A 9,918-nucleotide genomic window follows, 5' to 3' on the forward strand; every position below is an offset into this window, starting at 1 on the left:
AGCTGAAGCGCCGCCTTGGCGTTTTGCTCAATCAGCAGGATCGTCATACCGTCGGCATTAAGGCGACGAATGGTATTGAAAATGTCCTGTACCAACACCGGCGCCAAACCTAAAGACGGCTCGTCCATCATCAGCAGCCCTGGTCTGGACATTAAAGCCCTACCCACGGCCAGCATCTGCTGCTCACCGCCGGACAAGGTGCCCGCCAACTGACCCTGGCGCTCCTGCAAGCGAGGAAACAGACTGTTTACCCGCTCCATGTCCCCTTCAATCGCCTTCAGATCAGACCGGGCATAGGCACCTAAAATCAAGTTCTCGCGCACAGTAAGGTCGGGAAAAACCCGACGTCCCTCCGGTACCAGGGTTATGCCCTTCTTAATGATGTCAACAGTTTTCTGTCCCACCAGACTCTCCTGGCCAAAGCCAATCTCGCCGCTTGAAGGCTTGACTAATCCGCAAATGGCTTTAAGGGTGGTGCTCTTGCCGGCACCGTTAGCGCCGATGAGAGTAACGATTTTTCCTTCAGGTACCGCCAGGCTGATTCCCTTCAAGGCATGAATACCGCCGTAGTGCACATGTAGGTCTTTGATCTCAAGCATCCGGACTCACCCCCAGGTAGGCGGCAATTACTCTGCTGTCGCGCTGAATGGCTGCCGGCGACCCCTCAGCAACGGTCTGGCCGTAATCCAGCACTGTAATGCGCTCACAAATTCCCATCACCACACGCATCTGATGTTCGATCAACAGAATGGTGAGCCCAAACTCCCGGCGGATGCGCTGGATAAACTCCATCAGATCTACGGTCTCGGCTGGATTCATACCTGCCGCCGGCTCATCCAGAAGGAGCACTTGGGGCTCTGTAGCCAACGCCCGGGCAATCTCCAGCCTCCGTTGCTGTCCATACGGCAGCGATGTGGCCTGATCAGCGGCCACAGTCTCCAGCTCCACTGCTGCCAACAGTTCCTGGGCTCGGCGACGCATATCAGCTTCTCGGCCCCGGTAGCGCTCCAGGCCCAAAACAGCTTCTGCCGCTGAAACCCCTAGGTGTAAGTGCTGGGCTACCAAGACGTTGTCTAGTACTGTGAGGGATCCAAACAGCCTAATGTTTTGGAAAGTACGGGCAATCCCTCTCTTGGTAATTATATCCGGTCGAAAACCGGTGATATCCTCCCCGCTCAAGCGTACCTGGCCGGCAGTCGGCCGATAAACACCGGTAATCACATTAAAGACCGTAGTTTTACCGGCGCCGTTGGGACCGATAAGTCCCACCAGTTCGCCTGGTTGCAGTTTCAAGTTAAAGCTGTTGACTGCCGTCAAGCCACCAAAGCACATGGTTATATCTTTAAGTTCAAGCAGTGCTTGTGCTTTCATTTATTGGGTCACCCCCTGTTTCGTCTGCCGCCGTCGGAGCAACAAATCCCAGGAAAATTCCTTGTCGCCCATGAGACCATGGCGGTAGAACAAGGTGACCACTATCAGCAACAACGAAAACACTACCATGCGCATGCCGGGAATACCCGGTAAACGGATGGCACCCAACGTCAGTGGGGATTCCACAAAGCGCAAGATTTCCATTAACGCCGTAACTATGGTGGCGGCGATCACCGTCCCCGTTATCGAGCCCATACCCCCTAAGACCACCATCAAAAGGATTTGGAACGTTAGCGGCAGTTTATACATAGCCGGGTCAATACTGCCAATGAGACTAGCTTGCAGGCCACCGCCCACTCCAGCCAAGAAAGCGCCCAGCACAAAGGCCAACATCTTGTGATAAAAGATGTTTATGCCCATGGCTTCAGCTGCGATCTCGTCTTCCCGAATGGCTTTCAAAGCCCGCCCGTAGCTGGACCCAACCAAACGAACCATGAGCAGGATGGTAAGTCCCGCGTAGGCTGTTGTCCACCACAAATTGGTGTAACCGGGAATATTTTTCAGTCCCAGCGCCCCGTTGGTTAGACTTCTCATATTAATAATGACCACCCGAATAATCTCGGCAAAACCCAGGGTAGCAATGGCCAAGTAATCACCTTTAAGCCGCAGCACCGGTGCCCCAACCAACAGCCCAAACAGCGCTGCTAATAATCCAGCCATAATAATCCCCGCCAAGAACGGCACCTGGATCTGATCAAAGGGTGCCATCAGGGGCACCATGAAAAAGTTCATTTGTTTGGCTGCCGGTGACATAATCGAAAGAGCTACCGTATAGGCTCCCACCGCCATGAAGCCGGCATGGCCCAGGGAAAACTGCCCGGTGAAACCATTGACTAAATTAAGAGCCAAGCCAAGGCCGATGTTAATAGCACACAAATTCATGATCCGGACAGTGTATGGATCCCAAGGAGATATCAAACCAAAAAAGCCGGTTTGGGCCCAAACCAGTATCACTGCCAGCACGGCCAAAGCTATTAAGGTATACAACTGATTATTGTTTCGTTCCATAGTCACACCTTCTCTGCCACCCGCTCACCCAAGAGGCCGGTGGGACGGATGAGCAAAGTAAAAATCAAGAGTATAAAGGCAAAAGCATCCCGGTAGCCGGCCAAATCCGGGAAGAAAGCCACCAGCAAAATCTCTCCTACACCTAAAACAAAGCCTCCCATCACAGCACCGGCAACGTTGCCAATCCCGCCCACAACGGCGGCGATAAAACACTTGAGCCCAGGCATAGCCCCCATCAGCGGGTTAATCTGGGGAAACTTCAATCCCCACATCAGACCCCCCACAGCTGCCAGGCTGGAACCGACCACAAAAGTAAAAGAAATCACTTGATCCACATCAATGGCCATCAGCCGGGCTGTGTCCAAATCACGGGCTACGGCTCGCATAGCCATACCGATCCGAGTACGATAAAGCAGATGGATCAATACCAGGAGCAGCGATGCTGTTACCAAGGGAATAAACCAGACCAAATTGGGTACGGTTGTGTCGCCGATATGATTAATAGCAGCAAAAAAGGGCGGCACATAAAAAGCCTTGGAACGGCCGCCAAAGACCACCAGCCCCAGATTTTGCAGCAAGAAAGAGACGCCAATGGCCGAAATAAGCACGGTGATCCGCGGTGCGTCCCTCAGGGGTCGGTAAGCCACCCGCTCGATGGTAACTCCCATTAAGGTGGTTACCGCCACTGCCAGTAGAAACGCCAATGGCCACGGCAAGCTGAACAAAATCATACCATAAAAAGCCACGTACGTGGCCACCATCAACAAATCGCCATGGGCAAAGTTCACCAACCGAATAATACCGTAAACCATAGTGTAGCCAATGGCAATTAGGGCATAGAGGCTGCCTAAGGATACGCCGTTGGCCAAGTGCTGTAAGAACTCAGTTAAAGTCATGGTTAAAGTCATGGTCATGCCTCACTTTGCAGATGTTGGGGACAGCCAGCTTTATCCTGGGCTGTCCCCGGCCGCTCTAATTAGGCTCTACTGTGGTCAGATACTTAAAGGCACCGTCTTGCACCTGCAGGATAACGGCACTCTTGGTAGCATCGCCGTTATCATCCAGAGTGATCGTCCCGGTAACACCCTTGAAGCCTGCCGTTTCCGCCAACGCGTCGCGAATAGCAGTTGGCTCGTAGGAATTAGCCCGTTCAATGGCATCCAGAATAACCATATAGGCATCATAACCCAGGGCAGCAAACGCATTGGGGTCTTTGTTGAACTTGGCCTTATAGGCATCAACAAATTCTTTGGCTGCTTCGGTGGGAGCAGCATCAATACTGTAGTGTGTAGATAGGGCCACTCCCTCCACATTTTGGCCCCCGATTTGAATAAACTCCGGCGCCTCCCAGGTGTCCCCACCCAAGAAAGGAGCCGTAATACCAAGATCCCGCGCCTGTATTATCATAAGAGCCCCGTCATTGTAAGGTCCCGGCGCAAAGATAACGTCGGGATTTTCTTTTTTAATGCTGGTTAGCTGAGCGGTAAAGTCCTGATCTCCCTGCTGATAATCAAGCTCCGCCAACACTGCTTTGTCGTCACCGGTGAGTTTGATAAACGCTTCTTTAAAAAAGTTGTTTAAACCCACTGAATAGGCGTCGGCCACATTGCGGACGATAACAGCCGTTCTGGCCCCTAAGTCTTCATAAGCATATTGGGCCATAACACTCCCCTGGAAGGGGTCGATAAAGCAGACCCGGAAATAATAGGGGTTATCCTTGGTCACCAATGGGTTAGTAGGTGAGCAACCCACTGCCGGCACCTTTTTCTCCATCACAGTGGGGCCAGCAGCCATGGATAACGAGCTCCCATAACTGCCGATAATAGCTACCACCTTTTCCTTTTCGATCAACCGGATCGCAGCATTGGCAGCTTCGTTTTTGTCGGTCTTGTTATCCACCAAAACCAGTTCCACTTCCTTGCCCAGCACTTCGCCGTGCAATTCCTTCGCCAGCTCAATGCCTTCCCAGGTCATTTGTCCGCCGGCAGCGGAATCCCCGGTCATGGGTTCAAACACACCGATCCGAATCACATCGCTAGCGGCCTGTTCAGCCGGTTTGGGAGTACAGCCGGCAGTAAACAACAACAAGCCTATAAGCATAAATGCCAGCAACCCTGCTCTTTTCTTTATCACGTTGTTTCCTCCTTTGATCACGTCTTAGATTCCGGTTCGAATACAACCCCAACGAAAACCCGCCCACCCCTCCTTCCCTCCGCGTCCATGTACAACTGTTCACGGCTCATGGACATGACTATATATTTGACGCTCAAGCCGTAATTCCTGCTTCAACAACTCAAACAGTACCGGAACAGCACCTGGACTGGCATCAAGCCTACAAAACCTCTACCTCGTACCCCTTGGCCGCGAGCATAGACAAAAGAGCATCGGCATGAGCCTTGTCCAGTGTTTCCAAGACAAACTCCACCTCGGCGTAACCAACAGCCACTTTCTTTTTGCTCCGATCGTGGTTGATCCCAACTACGTTACTTTGGGTTTCGGCAATGGCAGCCAACACCTGCTGCAGTTGGCCCGGCCGATCGGGGATAATCATCCTAAACTGGACCTTCCGTCCGGCCTTAATCAAGCCCCGGTCCAGCACCCGGGCCAAGATGTTAACATCGATATTGGCCCCGGAGACCACGGCGGCTACTTTCTTACCGGTAAAACTGAGCTTGTGCTGCAGTATAGCTGCCACCGGTGCTGCCCCAGCCCCTTCGGCAACAACCTTGGCTCGTTCCAGCAGCATCAAGATGGCATTGGCAATCTCTTCATCTTCCACGGTAACGATCTCATCCACATATTTACTGATCAGCCCAAACGTGAGCTCCCCCGGCTGTTTAACCGCAATCCCATCGGCAATGGTAGCCACCGAATTGAGAGTGGTTATGCGTCCGGCCTGCATCGAAGCCAACATACACGGAGCTCCGGCTGCTTCCACCCCGATTACTTTTACGCTCGGCTTCATTTCCTTCAACGCTACCGCCAGGCCGGAAATAAGTCCACCTCCGCCTACCGGCACCACCACAGCGTCCAAAGCCGGCAGATCCTCCAATATCTCCACGCCAATGGTCCCCTGGCCGGCAATAACCTCGGGATCATCGAAGGGATGCAAAAACACGGCCCCGGTCTCGGCCTGCAACTGGCGGGCCTTGGCATAGGCGTCATCATAAGCGGTTCCGTAAAGAGCTACCTCGGCGCCATAGCCACGGGTAGCTGCCACTTTGGCCAACGGCGCCCCGGCCGGCATCACCACCGTGGCCGAAATACCATAGAGCGTAGCCCCCAAGGCCACCCCTTGGGCATGATTACCGGCCGAAGAAGCGATCACACCCCGCTGCTTCTCCTGGTCACTCAAAGTAGCCATCTTATTTAAGGCTCCCCGGATCTTAAAGCTGCCGGTCTTTTGTAGATTCTCATTCTTGAGGTAAATCTCGTTGCCCGCAATTTCACTAAAAGTACGGCTGTAGGTAAGCTCGGTACGATGGACAAAACCCTGCAGCCGTTTCTGGGCCTGGTTAATATCGTGGAGAGAAACCACTCCCATACCCCCTCTTCGCTTTTTGGCCTCATTCGGCACCGGTAAGGCCTTCTCCTGCCGGCTGTGCCTTCTGTTCCAACACCTTGTTAGTCCTGTGTTCATCCCAGGCGGCTGTAACCAGAGCCGGATCGAGAAAAATATCCAGAGCCGTAGCCGCCAACGCCTTGGCACCCACAATAAGGCCTCTCACTGCACCCGGTCCCCCAGCCGCCTGGGCAAACTCCCGCGTATGACTGACAAGACTGGGCGGTCCGATGGCAATGTACGGATGAATAGCGGGAACTACCTGGCTCACATTCCCCATGTCCAGAGATCCTAAGCCTTTACCGCAGTCCATAATATCTTCGCCCAAGGCAATTAGATTGTCCTGCATCACTTCAGCCAACACCGAGTTGGTTCGCATCTCGTCAAAAGAATACTCGAAGTTCTTCACTGTCAGGTTGGTTCCCGTGGCCAAAGCCGCACCACGAGCACAATCAGTAACTCTTTTGACCACCTGGTTCAAACGCCGTCTAGTACCGGCCCGAACATAAAACCGAGCCACCGCTTCCTCCGGAACCAGGTTCGGCACAACACCGCCGCTGGTAATAATGCCGTGAATGCGCACGTCAGAGTGAACATGCTCACGCAGTGCATTGATGGCATTAAAAGTAAGTATCACCCCATCTAGTGCATTCAAAGCCTCCTGGGGAGCCGCCGCCGCATGGGCAGTTCGGCCATGAAAAGTAAACTCCAGCGCATCCATAGCCAGCGACGGCGCATTCAGCACCGTAGACCCCGACGGGTGTACCATCAGTGCCGCATCGATATCTTTAAAGGCGCCGCCTTTTACCAACGGAACTTTGGCCCCGTTAGTCTCCTCGGCCGGTGTTCCATACACATAAAGAACACCCTCTATTTCGGCCATTATGGAAACCAAGGCCAAGGCCGCACCCACTGCTGCTGCCCCGATAATATTGTGTCCGCAGCCATGCCCGATCTCAGGCAGAGCATCATACTCCGCTAACAAGGCCACCGCCGGTCGAGCCGCCCGGCCTGGAAAGACAGCCCGAAAAGCAGTAGGAATGCCAAAGTACCCCGGCTGAACAGAAAAGCCCACTGCTTCTAACTCTTTACATAACAAGCCGGATGCAAACACCTCATTCCCACCCGTCTCCGGCAAAGCATGAATAGCCTGACTGATCCCAACCAACCGATCTTTTAAGCAGTCCACCTCCTGCCAGACCCTTTGCTTAAACACTGCCTGAGTACTTTCTTTCATCCTTACGCCTCCCTGGTAAAACTAACTACCAAGTTTCTCCTTGTTTCTAAATTCTACTCCTTATCTCCTCTTTTCAATAAGTATGTTCACCCAATCGCTTAGGCTATGCTTATGATATCTCCGTTAGCGAACGATAATCGCCAAAATTACGATAACATTCGTCTTTTCTCTTGACAGCCTTGTCCAAGCTTGGTAAGATGAGGGCAAATAAATAGGTTGCCTTCATATAGTCCCGCGAATAAGGCTCGGGAGTTTCTACCGGATGGCCCTAAACCATCCGACTATGAGGGAAAGTGTACCTAGGGTTCCGGTCTTGGGGCCGGCACAAGGCCTGGCTGGATCCGGTCCGAGTGGTACAGCCTTGTAGAGGTGATTTCTCTGTCAGATACTACAAGGCACACCGAAGGGATAAAAGCCCAGGCGGGGAGGTTTCGCTCACAGTTCTGTTGAAGCAACCCCGTCTGGGCAAACTATGTTTTAAGGGGGCGGTACTCAATAATGTAGCTCCTTGGCCACAGGTTAGATAACGAACGAGGAGGAAACAAGGTGGAGAAATTTTTCCGTTTACAAGAAAAACACACCGATGTCAAGACCGAATTAATGGCCGGACTGACAACATTTATGACTATGGCTTATATCCTCTTTGTTAACCCTGATATCCTTAGCGCTGCCGGAATGCCCTTTGGCCCGGTGATGACAGCCACAGCGGTATCAGCTGGCTTGACAACTATTCTCATGGGTTTAGCTACTAACTACCCCTTTGCCTTAGCCAGCGGTATGGGTTTGAACGCCATGTTCGCCTTTGCCGTTGCGCCGGTGGCCGGTTGGCAGGCAGCCTTGGGGGTAGTATTTATTTCCGGAATCTTATTTTTCATCCTGTCTGTACTGGGAATCATCGATCATATTGATGCTGCCATTCCCGCTAGCCTCAAGCGAGCAACAGCAGCCGGCATCGGCCTTTTCATCGCTTTTATCGGTCTAAAAAATGCCGGGATTATTATCGGGGACGAAGCCACCATCGTAGCCTTAGGCGATTTAAGCCAGCCGGAAACTTTATTAGCTATAATAGGCCTGGTAATCATGGCTGTTCTTATGGCCAAGAGGGTAAGAGGAGCTATTCTACTTGGAATCCTTCTTACCACCGTGGTCAGTTTCTTCATGGGGATCCGGTCGTTTCCAACCAGCTTGGGTGATATCTTCGGGGCCCCGGCCAGCCTGGCTCCTATCGCCTTTCAGATGGATCTTCCCGGAGCCCTTAAACTTGGCTTTATGACTGTGTTTGCGTTTGCTTTCGTTGACATCTTCGACACCCTGGGAACCTTAATGGGAACCGGTGCCAGGGCAGATTTTCTCGATAAAGACGGGCGGCTCCCCAAAATAAAGGAAGCCATGATTGTAGATGCCGTCGGCACCGTATTGGGAGCCGTTGTCGGGACCAGCACCGTTACCACCTATGTAGAAAGTACAGCCGGCGTTTCCGAAGGAGGACGCAGCGGCCTGACAGCAGTCACCGTAGGCGTACTCTTTTTAGCATCCCTCTTTTTGTCGCCTTTAGCCGGCCTCGTTCCCAGCGGCGCTACCGCTCCGGCACTGGTAATTGTCGGTGTCCTCATGATGGGTGCTGTAACCGATATCGACTTTAACGATTTCACCGAGGCCTTCCCCGCCTTCGTCACTATGTTGTTTATGCCCTTCGCCTTCAGTATTGCCGATGGAATCGCCGCCGGTTTCCTGGCCTACCCTATTGTTAAAGCAGTGGCCGGGCGAAACAAAGAAGTACACTGGTTTACCTATATCCTGGCCTTGGTATCCCTGGTTCACTTTGTAATGAAGTAGCTAAGATTAATCCCATTTTAAAAACACCCCAACCCTAGGGACTGCGTATTATTTACCAGTCCCTTTTTTATTGGGGTGCAAAATAAATAAGTCCCTTACATGCTAAGACTAGAAATATAGCGGCTGAGGCAGCACATACTATTTTGATAGGCTGACAATCCTTGGTATAATAGTAAAAAATTAAGGAGTGAATAATATGAGCGAGGCCATCAACAATCGGGAGTATAGACAGAAGGTTCTGAGAGAACTGATCATGGAGCTGGTATTTTGCCATTAGGGATGGCAACGGCCAATACATGGGAACCATGGAAGTCAGCCAAAACATCAAGCCGATCCAAGACATTAGCGGCGAAAAGCGTCTGTTAAGGGACTGGCCCAGTAACAGCAACCTAGCCAAGACAGAATAAGTAGCAAAAAGGGCCTGCACGCTTTGGTGCAGGCCCGTGTTTGAGGTGCTGTTTGTAGTTGTTTGGTTCTGATAATGCACCTGTCTCATAGTAAGAGAAACAAATACCCTGTTCCAACCATCAGCACATTGCTGATGCTGTGCATGAGCATCGGATACGCGATGCTGCGGCTATCTTGGTATGCTTTCCCCTGGATAGTGCCTAACACAAAAGCATAGAACAGCCGAAAGTAATTCGCTTCTATGGTAAACGGGAATAAAGACCATTTCATATGCGCGATTGCAAACAAGAAAGAGGCGATAAGTGTTTCTAATGTAATGCCCCACTTCACTTTTACGCTCTTTTCCAATACATGTACGAGCATTGTAATGGGGAGCGCCCGATACAGAATCTCTTCGGCAGGCCCGCTTAAGAGCAATTGAAAGCCCAGCGTTCCG

The 9,918-nt window shown here is 52.0% G+C and carries 9 protein-coding genes and 1 riboswitch; of the genes, 1 reads left to right on the forward strand and 8 read right to left on the reverse strand.

All coding sequences use genetic code 11. From position 1 onward, the window contains the following. From GX016_10595 to GX016_10625, 7 genes are all read right to left on the reverse strand, one after another. Positions 1-599, reverse strand: a 599-nt coding sequence (locus GX016_10595) for an ABC transporter ATP-binding protein (protein HHT71989.1), incomplete at its 3' end; no start/stop codon positions are given. Further along, positions 592-1,371 carry an ABC transporter ATP-binding protein gene (locus GX016_10600; GenBank protein ID HHT71990.1) on the reverse strand — a complete coding sequence of 260 codons (780 nt, stop codon included), beginning with the start codon at positions 1,369-1,371 and terminating at the stop codon, positions 592-594. The genes GX016_10595 and GX016_10600, both read right to left, overlap by 8 nt. After that, positions 1,372-2,439, reverse strand: a complete 1,068-nt coding sequence (locus GX016_10605; protein ID HHT71991.1) for a branched-chain amino acid ABC transporter permease — start codon at positions 2,437-2,439, stop codon at positions 1,372-1,374. A 2-nt stretch (positions 2,440-2,441) separates the two neighbouring features. Continuing rightward, a complete protein-coding gene (locus GX016_10610; protein HHT71992.1) occupies positions 2,442-3,335 on the reverse strand; it encodes a branched-chain amino acid ABC transporter permease in 894 nt (297 codons plus the stop codon). A 76-nt stretch (positions 3,336-3,411) separates the two neighbouring features. Then, positions 3,412-4,539: an ABC transporter substrate-binding protein gene (locus tag GX016_10615; protein HHT71993.1), complete on the reverse strand. Its 1,128-nt coding sequence runs from the start codon at positions 4,537-4,539 to the stop codon at positions 3,412-3,414. 232 nt (positions 4,540-4,771) lie between these two features. Beyond that, complete coding sequence (locus GX016_10620; GenBank protein ID HHT71994.1) at positions 4,772-5,977, reverse strand: threonine ammonia-lyase; 1,206 nt, start codon at positions 5,975-5,977, stop codon at positions 4,772-4,774. Positions 5,978-6,005: 28 nt separating this feature from the next. Beyond that, a complete protein-coding gene (locus GX016_10625) occupies positions 6,006-7,238 on the reverse strand; it encodes a M20 family metallopeptidase (GenBank protein HHT71995.1) in 1,233 nt (410 codons plus the stop codon). Positions 7,239-7,440: 202 nt separating this feature from the next. Beyond that, positions 7,441-7,542: riboswitch (purine riboswitch) on the forward strand. A gap of 296 nt (positions 7,543-7,838) precedes the next feature. On the opposite strand from GX016_10625, the gene GX016_10630 reads away from it, so the two are divergent. Beyond that, positions 7,839-9,074, forward strand: coding sequence for an NCS2 family permease (locus GX016_10630; protein HHT71996.1), 1,236 nt, complete (start codon positions 7,839-7,841; stop codon positions 9,072-9,074). A gap of 492 nt (positions 9,075-9,566) precedes the next feature. Here GX016_10630 and GX016_10635 read toward each other — a convergent pair. Beyond that, the coding region (locus GX016_10635) for a CPBP family intramembrane metalloprotease (protein ID HHT71997.1) at positions 9,567-9,918 on the reverse strand (352 nt) is incomplete at its 5' end.

The sequence above is a fragment of the Bacillota bacterium genome (genome assembly GCA_012837285.1).
GTDB lineage: Bacteria > Bacillota > DTU030 > DUMP01 > DUMP01 > DUNI01.

Bases quoted from the DNA above. Each gene is read 5' to 3' on its own strand.
- GX016_10610 (HHT71992.1), bottom strand. From the start codon at position 3,335: ATGACTTTAACTGAGTTCTTACAGCACTTGGCCAACGGCGTATCCTTA.
- GX016_10600 (HHT71990.1), bottom strand. From the start codon at position 1,371: ATGAAAGCACAAGCACTGCTTGAACTTAAAGATATAACCATGTGCTTT.
- GX016_10605 (HHT71991.1), bottom strand. From the start codon at position 2,439: ATGGAACGAAACAATAATCAGTTGTATACCTTAATAGCTTTGGCCGTG.
- GX016_10625 (HHT71995.1), bottom strand. From the start codon at position 7,238: ATGAAAGAAAGTACTCAGGCAGTGTTTAAGCAAAGGGTCTGGCAGGAG.
- GX016_10615 (HHT71993.1), bottom strand. From the start codon at position 4,539: ATGCTTATAGGCTTGTTGTTGTTTACTGCCGGCTGTACTCCCAAACCG.
- GX016_10630 (HHT71996.1), top strand. From the start codon at position 7,839: ATGGCCGGACTGACAACATTTATGACTATGGCTTATATCCTCTTTGTT.